General features: G+C 37.5%; 16 protein-coding genes and 4 pseudogenes. 5 read left to right on the top strand and 15 right to left on the bottom strand.

What is annotated here, in order from left to right:
* Positions 1 to 21: 21 nt before the first annotated feature.
* Positions 22 to 1,887, bottom strand: a complete 1,866-nt coding sequence (locus AAY42_RS00165; protein ID WP_055391995.1) for a 3-keto-alpha-glucoside-1,2-lyase-like domain-containing protein — start codon at positions 1,885 to 1,887, stop codon at positions 22 to 24.
* A gap of 281 nt (positions 1,888 to 2,168) precedes the next feature.
* Complete coding sequence (gene guaB, locus AAY42_RS00160) at positions 2,169 to 3,641, bottom strand: IMP dehydrogenase (protein ID WP_055391994.1); 1,473 nt, start codon at positions 3,639 to 3,641, stop codon at positions 2,169 to 2,171.
* A 139-nt stretch (positions 3,642 to 3,780) separates the two neighbouring features.
* Between guaB and AAY42_RS00155 the strand changes: the two genes are divergently transcribed.
* Positions 3,781 to 4,131 carry a DUF6686 family protein gene (locus AAY42_RS00155; protein WP_055391993.1) on the top strand — a complete coding sequence of 117 codons (351 nt, stop codon included), beginning with the start codon at positions 3,781 to 3,783 and terminating at the stop codon, positions 4,129 to 4,131.
* Between the two features lie 61 nt (positions 4,132 to 4,192).
* Here the strand turns inward: AAY42_RS00155 and AAY42_RS00150 are convergent, their stop codons facing one another.
* The 7 genes from AAY42_RS00150 to AAY42_RS00120 all read right to left on the bottom strand — a co-directional run bounded on the left by AAY42_RS00150 (position 4,193) and on the right by AAY42_RS00120 (position 12,681).
* The gene (locus AAY42_RS00150; RefSeq protein ID WP_055391992.1) at positions 4,193 to 4,693 is read right to left on the bottom strand and encodes a hypothetical protein; all 501 of its coding nucleotides are present in this window, start codon (positions 4,691 to 4,693) and stop codon (positions 4,193 to 4,195) included.
* A 37-nt stretch (positions 4,694 to 4,730) separates the two neighbouring features.
* Positions 4,731 to 7,202: a TonB-dependent receptor domain-containing protein gene (locus tag AAY42_RS00145; RefSeq protein ID WP_055391991.1), complete on the bottom strand. Its 2,472-nt coding sequence runs from the start codon at positions 7,200 to 7,202 to the stop codon at positions 4,731 to 4,733.
* A complete protein-coding gene (locus tag AAY42_RS00140; RefSeq protein WP_055391990.1) occupies positions 7,183 to 8,550 on the bottom strand; it encodes an HTTM domain-containing protein in 1,368 nt (455 codons plus the stop codon). The genes AAY42_RS00145 and AAY42_RS00140 overlap by 20 nt, the downstream gene beginning before the upstream one ends.
* On the bottom strand, positions 8,550 to 9,695 hold the full coding sequence (locus AAY42_RS00135; protein ID WP_055391989.1) for an imelysin family protein: 1,146 nt from the start codon (positions 9,693 to 9,695) through the stop codon (positions 8,550 to 8,552). Before AAY42_RS00135 ends, AAY42_RS00140 begins: the two co-directional genes overlap by 1 nt.
* A 120-nt stretch (positions 9,696 to 9,815) precedes the next feature.
* On the bottom strand, positions 9,816 to 11,000 hold the full coding sequence (locus AAY42_RS00130) for a DUF4856 domain-containing protein (protein ID WP_222836826.1): 1,185 nt from the start codon (positions 10,998 to 11,000) through the stop codon (positions 9,816 to 9,818).
* A gap of 171 nt (positions 11,001 to 11,171) precedes the next feature.
* Complete coding sequence (locus AAY42_RS00125) at positions 11,172 to 12,035, bottom strand: hydroxymethylglutaryl-CoA lyase (protein ID WP_055397649.1); 864 nt, start codon at positions 12,033 to 12,035, stop codon at positions 11,172 to 11,174.
* Between the two features lie 19 nt (positions 12,036 to 12,054).
* Positions 12,055 to 12,681, bottom strand: a complete 627-nt coding sequence (locus AAY42_RS00120) for a LysE family translocator (RefSeq protein WP_055391987.1) — start codon at positions 12,679 to 12,681, stop codon at positions 12,055 to 12,057.
* 229 nt (positions 12,682 to 12,910) lie between these two features.
* Here AAY42_RS00120 and AAY42_RS00115 point away from each other — a divergent pair, with 229 nt between their 5' ends.
* Positions 12,911 to 14,920: a T9SS type B sorting domain-containing protein gene (locus AAY42_RS00115; protein WP_055391986.1), complete on the top strand. Its 2,010-nt coding sequence runs from the start codon at positions 12,911 to 12,913 to the stop codon at positions 14,918 to 14,920.
* Between the two features lie 6 nt (positions 14,921 to 14,926).
* Here the strand turns inward: AAY42_RS00115 and AAY42_RS00110 are convergent, their stop codons facing one another.
* From AAY42_RS00110 to AAY42_RS18200, 3 genes are read right to left on the bottom strand one after another with little or no spacing between them, the layout of a single operon-like run.
* Positions 14,927 to 15,964: a quinone-dependent dihydroorotate dehydrogenase gene (locus AAY42_RS00110; RefSeq protein WP_055391985.1), complete on the bottom strand. Its 1,038-nt coding sequence runs from the start codon at positions 15,962 to 15,964 to the stop codon at positions 14,927 to 14,929.
* Positions 15,965 to 16,018: 54 nt separating this feature from the next.
* Positions 16,019 to 16,285 (bottom strand): hypothetical protein, encoded by a 267-nt coding sequence (locus AAY42_RS00105; protein WP_055391984.1) that lies wholly within the window; start codon positions 16,283 to 16,285, stop codon positions 16,019 to 16,021.
* Entirely contained in the window at positions 16,272 to 16,436 is a 165-nt protein-coding gene (locus tag AAY42_RS18200; RefSeq protein WP_175288704.1) for a hypothetical protein, read from the bottom strand. The genes AAY42_RS00105 and AAY42_RS18200 overlap by 14 nt, the downstream gene beginning before the upstream one ends.
* A gap of 96 nt (positions 16,437 to 16,532) precedes the next feature.
* Between AAY42_RS18200 and pepT the strand changes: the two are divergent.
* The 3 genes and pseudogenes from pepT to AAY42_RS18455 all read left to right on the top strand — a co-directional run bounded on the left by pepT (position 16,533) and on the right by AAY42_RS18455 (position 18,360).
* A pseudogene (gene pepT / locus AAY42_RS00100) lies at positions 16,533 to 17,762 on the top strand (peptidase T).
* On the top strand, positions 17,759 to 18,160 hold the full coding sequence (locus AAY42_RS00095; RefSeq protein ID WP_101956434.1) for a DUF1801 domain-containing protein: 402 nt from the start codon (positions 17,759 to 17,761) through the stop codon (positions 18,158 to 18,160). The pseudogene pepT and the gene AAY42_RS00095 overlap by 4 nt, the downstream one beginning before the upstream one ends.
* A gap of 59 nt (positions 18,161 to 18,219) precedes the next feature.
* Positions 18,220 to 18,360 (top strand): YdeI/OmpD-associated family protein, encoded by a 141-nt coding sequence (locus tag AAY42_RS18455; RefSeq protein ID WP_245625567.1) that lies wholly within the window; start codon positions 18,220 to 18,222, stop codon positions 18,358 to 18,360.
* Here AAY42_RS18455 and yajC read toward each other — a convergent pair.
* The 3 pseudogenes from yajC to nusB all read right to left on the bottom strand — a co-directional run.
* Positions 18,341 to 18,699: pseudogene (gene yajC / locus AAY42_RS00090) on the bottom strand (preprotein translocase subunit YajC). The gene AAY42_RS18455 and the pseudogene yajC overlap by 20 nt on opposite strands.
* Positions 18,700 to 19,196, bottom strand: a pseudogene (locus AAY42_RS00085) (DUF1573 domain-containing protein).
* A 38-nt stretch (positions 19,197 to 19,234) separates the two neighbouring features.
* Positions 19,235 to 19,834: pseudogene (nusB, locus tag AAY42_RS00080) on the bottom strand (transcription antitermination factor NusB); the annotation flags it as partial.

Raw genomic sequence — 19,834 nt, 5'->3', positions numbered from 1 at the left:
CTTGCTTATTAAGTTTTACTATTACCATAGTATGGAATATTTAGTTTTCGTTCCTTCTTCCAATATATACATCAATTCTTGTCTTCCATCAATCTCTCTTATAAAGGGTTGGTTTGTTCCTTCATTTTTCAAGTAATAATCTCCATCGATGCTATAATAGTTTTTATTTACTTTTTGAATGTAGTTTCCAATACCAACACGACTGTAAAACGAATTCTTGCCTTTTACCTCCAAGGTTCTCACGAGATGTGCACCATCTGCAGATGGGGAATAGCTATCTAGAACCAAGGACTCGTCGAATTTGAATTTAAAAATTGGACAATCCTCTTCATTTAAGTTATACCCTTTAGGTTTAAGTTTGGCATCGATTGCACTGGGATAGGGTTCTTTTTTTGTGGACAGTTCCGCAACAATCATATTTTCAGGCAGTATCATTGACATATTCTGTGGTTCAAGCACTTGTTCTATACCACGCCCCTCCCACATTTCGGTAACATCGGCAAAACCACCTTTCCAAGCCTTTAATAATGCTCCCGACTTTAGGTCATAGGAATAATGGACTCCTTTTGGGTTTCCGACAGAAATGACGTGTGTACGCTTTTCTGTGCCATAGTATATAAAGCTCCGAATCATTTCCGGAGATTCTTCCGCATTTACCAACAATGGCTCTTTCTTGTTATTTGTTGGGTATGGTGATTTACCTTGTAATGTCTGAAGTTCCTGTTCTGGACCTTCATATTGCAATTGCATCCCTTTGCCCGAATTATTGTTGAAATAGTCAATTTGTAATTTATGAGCACCTTCAGATAAATTAACCAGTCCCCGTTTTGATTCAAAACGATGACTCCCACCATTATCTACGATTAATTCTCCATCAATATAGAGCTTAGATCCATCATCAGAATACTGGTGGAAAAGATAATCCCCTGCCTTAGGAACGTTCAAGTCTGATGTAAACTGGAAGGCCACGCCATTTCGCCGTTTGGATAGTTTATCTACATCCATTACATCTATAGTGCCTGATTCGATTACTTGTATTGAATCAAAATTGGGCATTTGTTTTATAGGTGTCTCCACTTCGTAATAGTTGTATTTTACGTTTGAAGTGGTCAAGGTTTCTGAACCATACAACTTGTATTTAATATTTCGGAAAGCCACAGGACCATGATCACCCTGAATCATTAAGGGGGCCTTTGTAACCTCAGAATTATCCTTTGCTGCAGATGACCTGGTTGGTCCTGTAACTTCTACATTTTCATGGATTGTCACACCGTTGTGCACCACCTTTTCAAATCGTGCATTCTCAATTTTAGTTCCATTGGCGTCAAAACGTGGCGCCCTAAATTTTATAAAATAATGCTGCCATAAACCAGGTGCTTTGGTTACATTTTCGAAAGGAGGATGACCTTCATATCCTTTTTCACCTTCAGGTCGTGATTCATCCCATCGCTGATATATACTTCCACAATCTTGAGAGCTCAAATCTTCAACTTGCCAGCTATCCAATAACTGTATTTCATAGCGACTTTGAAAATAGATTCCGGAATTGGATCCTTTTGGTATCATAAACTCAATATCCAACTCCATATCTCCATGTTCAAAAACAGAAAACAAATTCAAGTTTTCTTCTTCATTGGTATTGACAAGCACGCCCGTTCCTTCTTCAACTTGTAAATCATGCTTTTTGGTAAAATCTGATAATGACTTTCCAACAATCTTCCAATTGGGACCATCAGTTCTAAAAGCATTTAAACTCTCTAAATCCAACTTCGAGTATGGAAGCGAAGTGATGACTTCGGTTTCTTCCTCGATAACTTCAGGTACAGTCTTTTTGCAGCTTATGATTATAAGGCCAAAAAAAACAATACTGAAAATTATATTTTTCATAATATCTTAAAACTTAAAATGTAATACTCTAAATATAGTGCCCCAAATTGATTTGACGACTTATTCTTTTTTTGATATAATTTACCATGAACCTGCCAAGTTGCTTCAAAGTAGCTACAAGCAATTGCAAGTGCTTGATTATCAAATTAAAATAAAAAAATATGATTGAAAATATTTGAATTTAACAGCAAAGAAAACGTTTTCGTAATCTCTTTGCATTTCTTACCAAAATCCATCAGCCTTATATCTTAACCCGACTTTAAGGTAAATTGGTAACAAACTTATCTGCTATAATTGGGTGACTCTTTGGTAATGGTAACATCGTGCGGGTGACTTTCATTGATTCCACTGGCAGTAATTTTAACGAAACGGCCGGTCTCCTTTAAAGTTTCAATATCCTTGGCGCCACAATAACCCATTCCAGCTCGCAATCCACCAATAAATTGGTGAACACTTTCAAACAAATCTCCTTTATAAGGTACACGTCCTACAATACCTTCCGGAACCAGTTTTTTAATATCGTCTTCCACATCCTGAAAATATCGGTCTTTGCTACCTTCTTTCATGGCTTCAACAGAACCCATTCCACGGTAGGATTTAAACTTTCGTCCTTCGTAAATAATGGTTTCTCCTGGAGATTCTTTGGTTCCTGCTAATAGTGAACCCAACATTACTGTGTCTGCCCCTGCCGCAATTGCTTTTGGGATATCACCGGTATACCGGATTCCACCATCTGCAATTACAGGTACACCACTACCCTTAATGGCAGCAGCGACTTCCAAGACCGCTGAAAATTGAGGGAATCCTACACCTGCTACAACACGTGTAGTACAAATAGAACCAGGGCCAATTCCTACCTTAACAGCATCCGCTCCTGCTTCCACTAAATATTTAGCAGCTTCACCGGTTGCTATATTTCCTACGATTACTTCTAGTTGGGGAAAGGTCTTTTTTATCTTTTTCAGTACATCCACAACTCCTTTGGTATGACCATGTGCAGTATCAATAACTATAGCATCCACTCCAGCATTGACCAAGGCTTCTGCCCTATCTTCCGCATCTGGTGTAACCCCTATTGCAGCGGCAACCCGTAACCGACCATATTGATCTTTGTTTGCAATTGGTTTTTGCGTCAATTTGGTAATATCCCTAAATGTTATAAGTCCTACCAATACATTGTTGTCATTTACAACCGGTAGTTTCTCAATCTTATAGTTTTGTAAAATTACTTCGGCTTCCTCCAACGAGGTGCCTTCACCAACGGTTACCAAATTCTCTGATGTCATAACCTCCGCTATGGGTCTATCATCATTCTTTTCAAATCGTAAATCTCGATTGGTAACAATTCCAATAAGCTTTTTGTTGCCATCAACAATAGGGATTCCACCTATGCTATGTTCCTTCATATTGGCCTTAGCATCACGAACAAAAGAATCTAAGGGAAGAGTGACAGGGTCCATGATCATTCCACTTTCAGCCCGCTTCACCTTTCTCACCTTAATGGCCTGATGTTCTATAGTCATGTTTTTGTGCAAAACTCCTATACCTCCTTCTTGGGCCATTGCGATGGCCATCTGAGATTCGGTTACCGTGTCCATCGCCGCTGAAACAATGGGAACATTGATAACAATGTTTCTAGTAAATTTTGCTTGAATGTTGACTTCTCTTGGTAGTACTTCTGAATATCCCGGCACAAGTAAAACGTCATCATACGTTAAACCTTCGCCGACAATTTTTTTTAGGTGGGCTTCCATTGCAATTACGGATTAATTGCGTGCAAATATACCATATTTTAATTCAAAATATATTTCTCTTGGGTTTGGGTTGAATTTAATATTATTTTTATTTAGACTTATTATAAATAAATATATCTTTACTATAAAATTGCATCTTATGTGTCACTCCCTTGAAGTTTTGAACCAAACCAAAAATGGCTTATTTACTTTTTGTAACCACAGTAAACTTTTTCAATTGGTTTTCAATAATCTATGTTTTGAGTTTTATGAATGGGAATTGGAAAATTTTAAAAAATATCTTTCCACATTGGATATAACGTATTGGGAGAAGAATATTTTACCTACTATAAATCAACGCAAAATACCCATTTCTGTTGGGAACAAATATTTTGTTATCCTTGTAAACAAAAACGAAATTGCTGAAATTAAAACGCTATTAGCCACTGGCATAACGAAAGTTAGATTGTTAAAACACAAAGACATCAACTATCAATTTATAGAGAACTAGTTGCGCTATGTTTGCAGAAATGAAAGGGTTTGGAAAGTGGATGAATTCAACACTAGTTTTTTTAAGCTTGAACTTTTCTAGGATAAAGACACTGTTTAACCACTAACATTGCAGAAAATGTAAAGGTCAAAGTCATAAGAATACCCGAAAAGACAATTACATACTTAAACCATGTAATACCCTTCCACATTAAATAAATTCCTCCAAAGGTTAGCAGTACGGAAATAAAAGGCTCAATGGTCAAGAAGAGCTTCCATTCTTTTGGAAACTTCGTTAGCCATACCAAACCTCCTAAAAGAAAAAAGATCAATGACATGGAAAGAATATGGGTATGCACTATCGTAAGCATTTCCCTGTCTCCCTTTTTAAACTTCATCACATTTGCATATTCATCTGCTTCATTGCCCAAATAATTTTCTTCAACCCCATCAGGTGTAGTGGCCTCTGTTTGTCTTACAAACGACAATCCCGTAAAAAATCCTATTGAAAGAACAACTACGAATACTGCTATAAAGAATTTGATTTCCTTGGGAAATGTTTGCAAAATACCGTCGTAATCCATAGTTGTCTATATTAATTGGAAGAAGTGCACTTCCTAGTCAAATTTTGATTTGCAGTGTAGTGTAAAAAGTTCTTGGTTCTGCTGGTATAATTCCTGGTCCCGGATAACCAGTTGCCCTTCTTGTGAAATAGGTATTGTCCAATAAATTATTGATTCCGGCTTCTAGTTTTAGTTTCTTAAAGGTATAGGAAAGGGACAAGTCCATGATGTCATAAGAAGGAATTGCGCCCTCAATTCCCCTTTGGTTATCGGTAACATCTTGTGGAGCATTGGTAGCATCAGTGAATTGCTCAGACAAATAGGTATATTGTAGACTACCCAAAAAATTACCATACCCAAAACTAAGTCCAGTCTTAAGATTGACCTTTGGAATAAATTCAACCTTGTTTCCATCTACATTGTTCTCATCAGAAGACAGATATTCGGAATTGGTCAATGCCAGATTGACAAAATAATTTAGTCTTAACTTGTCCTTTTCAGCAAAAAACAATTCTTTTAGACTAATGTCGGCAAAGCTTTCAAGACCATACATGAAGGCCGTTCCAATATTCCCTCTAAAGCGCACTATTCTTCCAGTTTCCACTAAGTCCCCAGCAGCGTTTACACGTGTTTCATTGCGCAGCACTTCTCCTAACCGATCATCATAATACAATCCAAAGGCACTAACATCATAATTTAACACTTCCCCCGACCTACCACGAATACCTATATCAGTCGTAAAACCATTCTCATCCGATATATTTTCATCCACTTGGAAAGATGGATTGACAACACGAATATCATTGAAGGTTACGGAGCGGTAGTTTTGCGAAAAATTGGCATATATCTCCATACTTGAAGACAATTTATAGGAAGCCCCTAGCCCAAAAAGGAAAAAGTTTCGTTCAAAGGTCCTATTATCTGGAATCTCTTCATTTAGCAATGGGTTTCCAGCTAAATCCAGCACAATATTCCTAAAAGTACCCTCACTCTGGGTTTTAATATATTCAAATCGAAAACCAGGGGTCAGAGAAAACTTGTTTGACAGATTAAAGATATTTTCGCCAAATAAGGCCACATTCAAATTGGGAAAAACAAATTGGGACTGTCGTTCATAATTTGGAAATTCATCCGCTGCAAACTCAAAATCAGGGGTTTCCAAATTGTTACCAGGGCCTTGTCTTTGCTTATTTTCCGATTGATAATATTTTGTACCCAACAATAGGACTGCGTCTTTTTCATTGATTTGATAGCGCGTTAACAATCTGCCTTCAGCACCCCAATTCTGAAAATTATCTTGAAGTAGCTCCCTAGGTTCATTAGGATCGTCCGCTTGGGAAACGCGATTGGTCCTAAATCCCAAGGCATTTCTTGTAGCATCAAGGGTAAATAGATTCAAGCTAAAATCGGTCTTAGCAGAAAATTGATGCTCCAGGCGTAAGGAAAACAATTTCCAGTCCACATTGAACCAGTTTCGATCCCGATTACTAAAGGTAGGGTCTTCCAAAAACTGGGCATCCGTTAAACCACCGGGTTGTTTTGTTAGATAATTGAACAAGGTGACCTCGAAGTTCAATTTGGTCTTCTCGGTTATTTGATACCCGAAATTTCCGAAAAAGTTACGGCTATTGTAATTACTATTACATCTAAAACAACTTCCCTCCTTGTAATTAAAATAGCTGTAATAGCTTAATTTTCCTGTAGTTCCACTCAAACTATTAAAACTGGTAAAGGTCCCATATGAGGCTAATGTTTGCCGCGAAATCAATTCTATCTTTTTGTTGGGATTGGGTTTTTTAAATTTAAAATTTATCAATCCGCCAAATTGGGGACCATATTGCAGTGATGCTGCCCCTCTAATTACTTGAATTTCACTTAGCGCCTCTGCTGGAGGAGTATAATAACTTTCCGGATAACCTAGTGGGTCTGCACTAATGTCGTATCCATTTTGGCGAATGTTAAAATTAGCCGACCTATTTGGATCCAATCCCCTGCCGCCAATGTTCAATTGAATCCCTGCATTACAATCCTCATAAATATTCAGACCAACGACCTGACCATACACCTGTCGTGGGTTATTCGCGGCTAAATTTGCCGTTAAAAGATCAACCGCAATCACTTCATTTTTTTTTCCGGCATAAATTGCCGTTCCCTCTACTTTTTTTAATTTCTGAAGCGCAAATACTTTTTCACGTTCCTTGGTGAGTACCACTTCAGAAAGTTGCTCCCCAAGAGGTAAGAGCTGAACGTCAATATTTGTACTTCCATTGATTTCAATTTTTTGCTCATTTACCTGATAGCCAAAGGCAAAGACTACTACAGAGTATGTTCCCGTAGGAACATTGGAAAAATAAAAGTTACCACTATCCGAAGTGGTTTCCAACAAAAGAAGTTCATTGATATATACTTCGGCCTGTGCAACATTGGTACCTTCATTATCAATGATCGTTCCCGTAAAATTATGTTGCCCAAATACCGAAGTGCAAAGCAGCAACAAAAAAATGAGGTTTTTATATTCCCTTGATTTCATCTTTAAATGGTACTATCCAAGTTTTATGTTTAAATGACTCCCTATATTGGGTTAAATCTACATCAGGGTCGATAAAAGTTTCGCTCAACCTACCATTCAGTGTCACATAGCAATCTACATACACTCCCAAATTTTTGTGGCCTTCCCTTTCAAAATGTTCCTTTAAATAATGTGCGTATTCCAAAATGAAATCAGGTTGAAAAGACATCTGTTTTTCTTGAAATGGGGTTAAAAAGTCTTTATTGTCAACATAGAACCATACGTTTGTTTTCTTGTCCACAATCTTAAACTGAGCATATCCCGCTTTCTCCATTAACATAACCCGCCACGAAAACCGATATCCTTCCTCGGTCCAAAACAGCTCTCCTGGATACAGTATATATCGCCATGGGAACAACAACTGCAACGCAAAAAACAGCATAATGACTACATACTTGAGGTTTAGAGTGAAATTCTTTTTTTGGGTTAAAACCTTTCCATTGTCAAAAAAATCCTTGCTGATTTTCAAATACTTTGAAATAAAACCTAAAATCTTGTGGTGCAACCGAGCATCGAAAAAGATAAGTGCGGATATAATCATGATATAGGGGAACATTCCTATAGGAAACAAAACCCGGGTCAATAGATGAAAAACAACGACCAGAAAAAATGCAAAATACCTAGTCCTGGAATAAAGCAAAAGAAAAGGTATGGCAAGATCATATATAGCACCTGACCAACTGAATGCGTAATGCACCCATTCCTCTGCTAGAAAATTTCCAATAAGCGGTATACTAAATTTGGAGGGAAGCCAGATTTTTAGCGGCATAGCCTCAATTAACCAATCTGAGTTCAGTTTGGCGATACCTGCATAAAAGTATACCAATCCAAGCAAGAGTTTAATACTATCCGCGGTCCACTTAGGAATCTGGGCAAATGCTTTTTGAGGATTGTTTTTGGAATCTATGGAAAAGTATGAATTTGCAGGCAGGAAAATTAGGAGAAACGACAGTATACTAATAAAATAATAGTGGTTTAAATAAGTGGTCTTGTCCATTAATTCGATATAGGTAAAGGATAGGAAGAAAACAACAATAGACAATCGGTATTTGAAGCCAAGTGCCACACCCACTGCTGCAATTGCACAAACAAAAAACAACACATAAGTGAAATAACCCAGAGGTCTTACCCATTCGAAACCATAATATGTAAAGTGAAAACTGGGTGTAATATAGAGGGTTTCAATCCATCCATTGGCCCAAAACCTGATAATGCTTCCAAGCATCATTAGACCAAAAAAAATACGAAAGACCGCTAAAGGAGCGGCCTCAATATTCTTCTCAAGATATGTTTTAAAACCATTGACCATTAGTCTCCATCAGCATCCACAAAATCTATATTGATGCTCATTGCGGAAACCATATCCACTTTGAACAGGGGAACCACTTTTTGGACCTCGTCATAAGCCAAGAACATATTTACAGGAGGATCTGCCGCTTCTATTTCCGTTTTAAAATCATTTAAGGACGAAACGATATCCCGTGCCTCATCCATTTGATCGTTGATCAACTTAGCAAGATCAGCCCCATCCTTTAGTGTATTTAGGGCCTCAAGATATGATTCCAAACTTTCTCCAGTTGTTGCGGAACCGTAGTGTTTTCCGTTAAAAAAATCTTGAACAGCATCCAAACCTTCTAAAAACATGGATTTGCTCAATTCGGATTTATATAATACTTCAAGGGTATTGACCTCTGTTGTTCCAGAAAACACACCAATGGGTATTCCTATTTTTCCTGCCCTGAGGAATTTCTCATAGTAAAAAATGAAATCGTTTACGAAACGATCCGTCGTTGCCGTAGCTGAAGAGCCGTTATTATCTACAAAAGTGTTTCTATAAGAACCTTCCCATTGTCCAACCACATCATTGGTAAGGGAAACCATATCGGCCAACAATTCAGAAATATAATCCTGCATACTTGCAGAATTTACACTATTGGTCAAAAGTTCCACCAAAGTTACGTCGTCATCCTCAAGACCATTCAATATATAATCCAAAGCCGGAAACCCTTTAGCATCCCTATTTGAGGGCAACGAAAGGTCAAAGACCCCAGTGGCCAGATATGCATCGATTAAATCAGTGTCAGCGGGATAGGTGTTTATATTCAGGCGGTACCCAATAGACTCAGCCGGTCCAATTTCAAACATGGAAACATGTTGCCATGCCCGATATGCGCTTTCCCATGAGGTCCTAAAAGCTTCCAAATTTATAACACTTTGGTCAGCGACAAAAGCTTCATAAGTTGATTCTAAATCAGACAATTCAGACTGAAAAGCTTTATACGAAGGTATTATAATATTATCCGCCCAATTGGCCAACATAGCTCCCCGATCAAACGTTACTGGAACCTCATCATCACCTCCTCCGCCATCATCCGAAGAAGACCCATCTGAGGAACAGGCCCAAATGAACAGGACAAATGCAGCGATGGAAAGAAGATACCACGTTTTTTTCATGCAATTATTTTTATTTATTCCAAATTAATGATCGCCAAAGATAGCAAAAGAGGCAGGGTTGAACCAAATACCCGCCTCTTTTTATTTCATCCTTAAAAAGTTAAATGAAAATACTTCATTTTAGCTTCCAGCCTCTTCGACAGTAAAACTGAATCGGTCAGCAATCGATGTTGAGATTGCATCCAAGGTGGTAGGGGTCACGTCCCAAAGTCCATTGTCCCCATCATCCAATAAATCGATTAGAAAAGCATCTACTTCAGCTTTCGTAAAATACGGCGCATCGGAATTTGGCTGACGAGTGAATTGTAAGCTGTAAATAAAGCCATAACCTTCTGATAGGTCATGGAAACCACCACCATAGTCGGGGGTTGTTTGATCCAATGCATTTTTACCTTGCTGCAAATAATACACGGCTCTAATACCGATTATTTCTGAAATTAATTCCCTAAGTACTTCTGCCTGTTCGTTTCTTACATCATATTCTTTGGCCACAATTGCAGCACGGCCCAATTTTAGTGCTTCAAAGATATCATCAGTAATACCGGCAAAATCGGTATCGCCCTCAACGCGTCCAATGTATTTGTTCAAGAAATTGTCATCCTCCCCAATAGTAGGTCTAGGATCGGTCAAATCTGCAGCGGTACCAAAGGCATAGCCATAGGCTTCATCCCAGTCATGCTCCATATCCGTGTAATTCTTGTCCGTCACCAAAGTTTCGGAATCATTAGCAGCAGTAAAAGGGTCCAAAACTGAGGAACTGATATAATTATTCAACATTTGGTCCACCATCAAGGCCCCAATCAATGACTTGTTGAATACCTGGTTCATTTCAAGTCCCTTATCCGTAATGTATCTTACAGAGGTGCCATCGGCAATCTGACCGGCAGCTCCCGCCATAGCGGCTACATTCCAGTTTGGATAAACCTCATCTACTTGAGCCTGTATCCAACTTTCAAAATCAGCACGAATCAAAACCTGATCTGTGGCATTATTGGAAAAGAAATCAAAGGAGGCGGCAGTTTTGCCAAGAATATTCTTGTCTGATGCATTTAGGTCAGCATCTGAAAAATCACTTTCTCCTTCAACATGTGCAAACATAGCCGTCAATTCTTCTAAGGTTGTAGTTTCATCCTGAAATTTGGCTATGATTTCTTCTGCCATTAAAATACGAGTAGTCTGACCACTAAAGCTTACTGAAGTTTCTCCTTCCCTTTCAAAAACATATGTAGCAGGGTTGTCTATTCCTATTGGGTCAACATCATCAGAGTCATCACTGGAACAGGAAACAATTAAGCCTGCGGACATACTTAATATGAAAAATCTTTTTAGTAACATTTTTTAAGTTTATTTAGATTAAATGTAAATAGTAAGGCAAATATATCCGTTGTTAATTTTTTTAACAAATTTATTTAGATTAAATTTAAATAAGTTTTGAAATTTAACATTCGGAAGACTTTTAGTGGAAATAAGAAAGTTCTAATGGTATCTGGAAAAGAGCTCGGTAGCCTTGTTAAATGCCGCCTCAAAAACCATCCAATTGACTCCTGTATCCGTTTTTTCTGCAGTAAAATAGGACAGCATTTTTTCAGTTGGCATATTCCCGGTAAGCTCATCTTTTGCCATTGGGCAACCTCCAAAGCCTTGTACAGCACCATCAAAACGACGGCAGCCCGCTTTATATGCAGCATCTACTTTTTCATGCCATTTGGCAGGGGTTGTATGCAAATGTGCCCCAAATTCAATGCTGGGATATTTGGGGATTAAATTTGAAAATAAATAATCAATGACCTCTGGTGTAGAACTTCCAATAGTATCGGAAAGGGATAGAATTCGAACCCCCATTTCTGCCAATCTTTCTGTCCATTCACCTACAATCTCCACATTCCAAGGGTCTCCATAAGGATTTCCAAAACCCATGGAAATGTAGGTGACCACTTCTTTATTCTCGGCACCTGCAATTTCCAAGATACCTTTAAGAGTATCAACAGATTGGGTTATGGTCTTATGGGTATTCCTCATTTGAAAGTTTTCTGAAATAGAAAAAGGATACCCTAAATAGTCAATAGCAGCGTGCTTGGATGCATCAGTTGCCCCCCTAACATTAGCTACAATTGCCAAAAGCTTGCTTTTGGTTTTGGATAAATCCAATTGAGCCAAAACATCTGCAGTGTCAACCATTTGGGGAATGGCTTTTGGAGAAACAAAACTCCCAAAGTCGATAGTATCAAAGCCACACCCCAAAAGTGATTGGATATATTTCACTTTCTCGGCCGTTGGAATATAGGTTTTAATACCCTGCATGGCATCTCTTGGGCATTCTATGAGTTTTATTCTTGACATTGCGCCCATAAAATTACCACTATTTATCTGATAGAAGGAGATACAATGCTATCCCGAGAAAAACAAAAATCTGGAGCCACTTCAAGTACACGCCCGTTCTTGGATTTTTTCTAAGAAAATTAGAAATGGCACCGGCCAAAATAGCAATAAGTCCAAAAATAATTAGTGCAGTCAGCATAAAAAGTAATCCCAGTATATAAAACTGAGAAACGATATTCATTTCATCGCTAAACAAAAACCCTGGAAAAAAAGCCAAAAAGAAAATAGTTACCTTAGGATTCAATACATTCATAAGGAATCCTTTCCAGAACAATTTGGATGATACTTTTTTTGGACTTTTTCCTTTGTCCAATTGAATTGAAGCTTCACTTTTATAAACCATAAAAGCCAGATATAAAAGATAAGCAGCTCCAAACAATTTGATCCCAAAGAAAATAGTATCACTTCTCTTTATAACTTCCGAAACACCAAAAGCCAGTAAGGTCGTATGAACCAAACAACCGCTTACCAAGCCTGCTACCGTTATCAGGCCTGCTTTAACACCATTGGTCATACTCTGCGTCAACACAAAGATATTGTCGGGGCCTGGAAATATCGCCAAAACTGAAGAGCCTAAAATGAAAGCAGTTAGAATTTCATAGTTCATTCCATAAATTTGGTTGAAAATGAAAATTACAAAATAATATATCTTCTATCTACCAGATTAAAGGTAGCTTGTTTGGATAACCCACCATCTAAAGTCATAATTCGTATCGATAACCAAAATAAACCTATATTTAACCTTGGCGGTTACTCTATTTTACCTAGTCATGGCTCGAAAAATTGTTCAGTTTTGTATTCTATTCCAAAGTATATTTTGTTTAGGACAGCAAATTATGGTAGACCAAAATTACACTGTTGAGGAACTTGTCAAGGACATCCTGGTAGATAGTGGTTGTGCGCAAACCTTTAATTTTCAATCATCCACCGGAACAATCGAAGGCATTAACGGAATTGGTTATTTCAATTCCAACGGCAGTAATTTTAGCTATGGGGAAGGTATAGTTATCTCTTCAGGTAACGTTTTAGATGCTGTGGGGCCAAACAATTTTACTGGAAGTTCAGGGTCCGAAACCTGGTTAGGAGATAGTGATTTGGCAAACATCACTGGCACTAGTAATCTTTTCAACGCTTCCTATATAAGTTTTGATTTTATATCATTAACAAACCGCATAAGTTTTAATTTTCTTTTTGCCTCGGAAGAATACCAAGATGATTTTCAATGCACGTTTTCGGATGTTTTTGCTTTTATTCTAACAGATTCAAATGGAAACTCCACTAACCTTGCCCTTGTTCCTGGCACCGAGGACCTTGTTTCTGCTACAACAATAAGACCAGGGGTGTCGGGAATATGTGAAGCACAAAATATAGGGTTTTATGGCCGTTCCAACAATGATGATTCAGCTATCTCTATGGCCGGAATGACCAGAAGTATGGTTGCAGCCTCAGAAGTTACACCTGGAGAGGTTTATAGTATTAAACTGGTTATAGCTGATAATTTGGACTCCGCATTGGATTCAGCAGTCTTTCTGGAAGGTAGTAGCTTTTCTACTGATGTTGGACTTGGGGAAGATAGAACCGTCCAAAATGGACAACCATTGTGCATCGGTGAAACTTATGAATTGGATGCCACTTCCACAGGTGCCCTGTCCTATCAATGGTATAGAAACAACCAGAGACTTCCCCAGTTTGATGATACACCGGTTATAAATATTTCACAAGATGGAACTTATGACGTTATTGTTGATTTTTCATCAACCTGCTCCTTTTCTGGAATGATTGAAATTGAATATGTTCCTGCACCCCATGTGGAAAATACGCCTTTAGATCTCACTACCTGTGATTTTGATAACGATGGGGAGGAAGCCATCGACTTAACTCAAAATAGTCCACTTATTCTAGGCAATCAAGACGCTGGAATCTATCAGGTCAATTACTACAGGTATAATAGGGATGCTGAAAATTTTGAAAATGAAATTGAAAGACCCAATAGATATTTCCCTTCACAAACCCAAGAGACAATTTATGCTCGTATTTCATCTGGAAACAGCTGTTATGAAATTGCATCCTTTATAGTAAACCTTAGACAAATATCTTTTGAGGCATCTTTGGAAGAAGAGTATATGATTTGTGTTGATGAAGAAGGGTTTCCCATAGGCGACCTACCAGTCTTAGATACTGGTTTATCAACTATAGATTATTCTTTTACTTGGTATTACAATTCCTATGATTCTGAAGGCCAAATACAGAATGAGAACGATAGCACCCACTCAGCAATGTCACCGGGCCTATATTTGGTGGAAATTACCAACTTGCAGTATGGATGTTCCAACTTACTCCTAACCTCAGTTTCAGCAATTCCTCCCCCCACACTTTTTGAGATTGATATTTTAAGTGACCTCTTTTCTGATGTACATACTGTTTCCATTAGAACGGAAAACAATGATTCTTACATGTTCGCAATTGACAATGGTACATTTGTGGAAAATCCCATTTTTGAAAATTTAGTCGGTGGAAAACATACGGCCCATATTCAGAATATTTATGGATGTGAAATTTACTCCCAAGATTTGTTTTTTGTGGATTACCCACGTTTTTTCACTCCCAATGGTGACGGAATCAACGACACATGGAAAATAGATGGCTTAACAGAGATACAGAATCCAGAAATCACCATTTACGATAGATTTGGAGTCATTCAACAGCAATTTCAAGGCGAAGTTGAATGGGATGGTACCCGAAATGGAAATCAGGTTTTAGCTTCCGACTACTGGTTTAAAATTTCTTATGAAAATACTGAAGGAGTTCCAAAGGAATATAAAAGCCATTTCACACTAAAAAGATAATTAGTGTTAACCTCGTTCCAAAATAGCTCTGTTAATTTTCTTGATAAGTGCTGGGCCTTCATAGACAAAACCAGTATACAATTGAATAAGGTCAGCGCCTGCATCCAATTTTTCCAAAGCGTCTTCCGGGGAATGAATCCCCCCTACTCCAATTATAGGAAACGCCTTATTGCTTTTTTCTGATAAAAATCGAATTACCTCCGTGCTTCGCTTTGCAAGAGGTTTTCCGCTTAACCCTCCTTTTTCCTCGGTCAATATTAGATGTGAACTTAGATTTTTTCTAGAAATAGTGGTATTGGTGGCAATAATTCCCTCAATCGCGGTATCAGCCATAATGGCAACAATATCCAATAATTGGTCATCACTTAAATCAGGTGCAATTTTTAGTAAAATCGGTTTTTCTTTAGATTTGTATTTCTGTGCCAATTTTCCGTTCTGCCTTTTAAGTTTTTTCAATAGATTGGTCAACGGTTTTTTATCCTGAAGTTCGCGAAGCCCCGGAGTATTGGGAGAACTTACATTGACTACAAAATAGTCCACATGTTCAAAAAGTGCTTCAAAACAGATCAAATAATCTTTTATGGCATCTTCATTGGCTGTTACTTTGTTCTTTCCAATGTTACCACCAATAATCACACGGTGTTCTTTTTTCAGCTGTTCCACAGCTTCAAAAACTCCCTTGTTGTTAAAACCCATTCGATTGATAATTCCCTGGTCTCCAACTAACCTGAATAGTCTTTTCTTTGGGTTTCCCTCTTGAGGTTTTGGTGTAAGCGTTCCAATCTCTACAAATCCGAATCCAAAGTCGGAAAACTCATTATAAAGCTTTGCATCCTTATCAAAGCCTGCTGCAAGTCCAACTGGGTTTCTAAATTTTAGGCCAAAGATTTCTTTTTCCAATTTGGGGTCATCTAAGACAAATAATTTTCTGAACAATCTATTCAACCCTAACTTAGAAAGTATCCGTATAGATGCAAAAGAAAAGTGATGTGCAGTTTCAGCGTCAAGCAAAAAGAGTATTGGACGAATTAGGAACTTGTACATTCAGAAAATTTTAAACAAAAATATAAACTCTTAAATGAGAATTTAACTATTGGACTATTTTTCGTCAAATGACCTATTTATATGTATGGGCTGCATTGAAATCCCACTACATAGTTCCATATAAAGATTGTATTGCCGGTTATTAAAAATGGATAGCAATTTGGTATCCAATATTTTCAGGTTTTGCCTCATACTGTCCAAAAGGATTCGGTACTTATAGGACATGACCATTAAATCTTCCGGAGGACTTTGCTCATGCTTTTTCAAAAGATATTTTGCCTGATCTTTCAAGATTCCGTTTCTGATTTTAAGTTCTGCCACTCCAATTCATCATTTTTTCCTTTTGGGTATCATCCAGTTGGAAAATCTCCATAATATTTTCATCATTTTGACCTCCTATGCCCAAAAGACACTCTTGACCATGGCCAAAAACACAAAACAGGTAAACTATAAAACAGATTAATTGTTTCAATTTGGTTGATTTTCAGAACGTGGAAGATACCTTTTCGCAACCTTTTTTTATTAAAATCACGATTGAATAAACGTTATTTTTGATGAAAAGCACTTTATGGAAAAATTACTACCCCGATTTCTAGAATATGTTGCTATCGACACCCAAAGTGACCCGTATTCCAAAACCACGCCCAGCACAAAAAACCAATGGGACCTTGCAAAAAAAATAGTTTTGGAACTCCATCAAATTGGCATGCAGGAAGTTTCTATAGATGAGCATGCCTATATCATGGCAATCTTACCCAGTAATATTGATAAAAAAGTGCCGACCATCGGTTTTATTTCCCACATGGATACTTCGCCAGATTTTACCGGAAAGAATGTCAAACCACAGGTAATAAAGGATTATGATGGTAAAGATATTGTGCTCAATAAAAGAAAAAAAGTTGTGTTGTCTCCAGATTATTTTGAGGATTTGTTACAATATAAAGGACAAACAATAATTACCACGGACGCACAACATTGTTGGGCGCTGACGACAAAGCTGGTATCGCTGAGATTATTACAGCTATGGAGTACTTGGTAAATAACCCGGAGATTAAACATGGTGATATTAGGATTGCATTTACACCTGATGAGGAAATAGGTGAAGGCGCACATAAATTTGATGTCAAAAAATTTGGTGCCCAATGGGCCTACACCATGGATGGAAGCCAGATTGGGGAATTGGAATTTGAAAACTTTAATGCGGCAAGTGCGAAAATAACAATAGAAGGTAAAAGTGTTCACCCAGGCTATGCCAAAGACAAGATGATTAACGCAATTGGCATTGCCAATGAGTTTCTAAGTTTTCTTCCTGTTACGGAAATACCTGAAAAAACCACCGGAATGGAAGGTTTTTTCCATGTTCACCATATAAAAGGCGAAATTGAAAAAGCAGAAATCGAACTTATTATTCGAGATCATGATAAAGAGCATTTTGAAGCCCGAAAGGAATTATTACAGGATATTTCAGATAAGCTTCAAAAGAAATACGGCGACTTTATTCAACTTGAAATCAAAGATCAATATAAAAACATGCGGGAAAAGATTGAACCCGTGTTCCATATTGTAGAAATTGCACAGGAAGCTATGGAATCCCCTGGGTATTGAACCTATTATTAAACCCATTCGAGGTGGAACGGATGGATCCCAGCTAAGTTTTATGGGATTGCCGTGCCCCAATATTTTTGCAGGAGGGCATAATTTTCATGGAAAATATGAATATGTTCCTCTGGAGAGCATGGAAAAAGCTGTTATGGTCATTGTTAAAATCTGTGAGCTTACGGCAATTCAAATTAAGTGAGATGGAAAAATCAGAAAAAACTGGATAGCTATTTTCAGGAAGAACATCATTTTAGGCAAGGAATCTGCATTCTGCGAGAATTAGCTTCACAAACAAAAAGTGTGGAAGACTATAAATGGAATATACCTGTTTATACCGTAGGAGGCAAAAATGTATTTGGTATTTGTAAGTTTAAAAATCATTTTGGTGTTTGGTTCTTTAATGGCGTTTTTCTTAAAGATCCACAAAAAGTGTTGCGCAATGCTCAGGAGGGTAAAACCAAAGCAATGCGCCATTGGTATTTTTCATCTGAAAAAGATATTGATAAAGCATCTGTTCTAACTTATATGGTTGAAGCTATTGAAAACCAAGAAAATGGTATGGAAATGGTTGCTGCCAAAAACACAAAAAACCATTAAACCACCTACATTGCTCCAAACCAAATTAATAGAAAGTGATGCTCTTAAAGCTTCTTTTGATGCACTCTCTCCCTACAAGCAAAAAGGAATATTGTGAATACATTAATGAGGCCAAACAAGAAAAAACAAAAATCAAAAGGCTGGAAAAAATTATTCCAATGATTGAAAAAGGCATAGGACTCAATGATGCCTATAGATAAAAAAGCACCTAATGTTAGGTGCTTTTTTATTTGAAACATTTGTACTATTATTTTTTTTACCGGAGCTGATAATTTTTTTGCTCATTTCCATTGAAATGGCCGGAGCGATCAAACTTTAACTTACCTGCCATGGTCTCAATAACGCAAGACGAATCTTTGTCATTCAAACTCCATAATCTTTCCATGAAGTCCACTTTTGGTTATGATTCGGTCTCCTTTTTTAAGTTCAGAGGTAAATTTTTTCTCATCCTTCTGACGTTTAATCTGTGGGCGAATCATAAAAAAATACGCAACCACAAAAATCAATATCAGCGGTAAAAACTGTCCAATATTTTCCATTTAATTTAATGCTAGTTTAACAGGCCCTGCAGTTTGTGCAGCATCTTTAGGGTTAACAAAAGCCTTGATTCTTAAAAGCTCAGTGCCTTTTTCCGTGTTGGCCGTAACGGTAACCGTTTTTGTAACTTGATTTTGGCCAGAACCCATTAAAACTTAACCAATAATTCACCAGTTGCTCCTGGTGCAATAGGCGTATTTTTTGGATATTCAGGGATTGTACAGCCACAGCTACTTTTAGCATCCGTGATTATCAAAGGTGCATTTCCGGTATTGGTAAAGGTAAACACGGTCTCTTGGGGAGTACCCTGTGCTATTGTTCCAAAATCGTGCTCTGATTTATCAAAACTCATAACAGGAAGTTGCTTTTGTGCCTCATCTCTGTCCGTGGCACTTTCCACATTGTCAGCAACTATCTTACTTGCAGCTTTATCCTTGCAGGAAACACTTACAAGGGTAACAGCCATAATCAAACTTAAAACTGTTGTTATTTTTTTCATACTAAAAAATTGTTTTTTCAAAATTAATCAAATAATGTTTATTGCAAACCTCTTCCTATCTTTTGTAATTTTCCGTCGGATTTATACTCCTTTGCCAACTTGTCCAAAACCCCGTTAATAAATATGCTGCTTTTTGGGGTTGAATATTCCTTGGCAATTTCCAAATATTCGTTTAGGGTAACTTTTTCGGGAATGGATGGGAAGTTGAGCAATTCACATATCGCCATTTTTAAAATAATGGAATCAATCTCCGCAATTCGGTCATTGTCCCAGTTTGGGGTTTTACCTTCAATCTCCTTTTCCCACTTGGCATCGTTCAATAGGGTTTTTGTGAGCAAGTCATTGGCATAGACCATATCTTGTTGATCCTTGAGTAGGTTTGGCAAAAAGAAACCTTCATTTGTAGAGCTTGTGGCCTTACGCATTCGTTTTACTAAATAGGTATTCACAATTGGAATATCATCTACCCAAGTTAACTTATCATCTTCAAAATATTCATAGATTTTTTCGTTGGGCGCTATAATGCTCTTAAAAAGTTGAATAATAAATTCTTTGTCATTTTCATAACCGCTTTTTCCATTGGTCATGTATTCCTTGTAAATATCGCTTGCAACAATTTTCCTTATAGATAATCTTTA

The sequence above is a fragment of the Flagellimonas eckloniae genome, assembly GCF_001413955.1.
GTDB lineage: Bacteria > Bacteroidota > Bacteroidia > Flavobacteriales > Flavobacteriaceae > Flagellimonas > Flagellimonas eckloniae.
The sequence above is the reverse complement of the archived record's forward strand: the minus strand, read 5'-3'. Positions and strand labels throughout refer to the sequence as shown.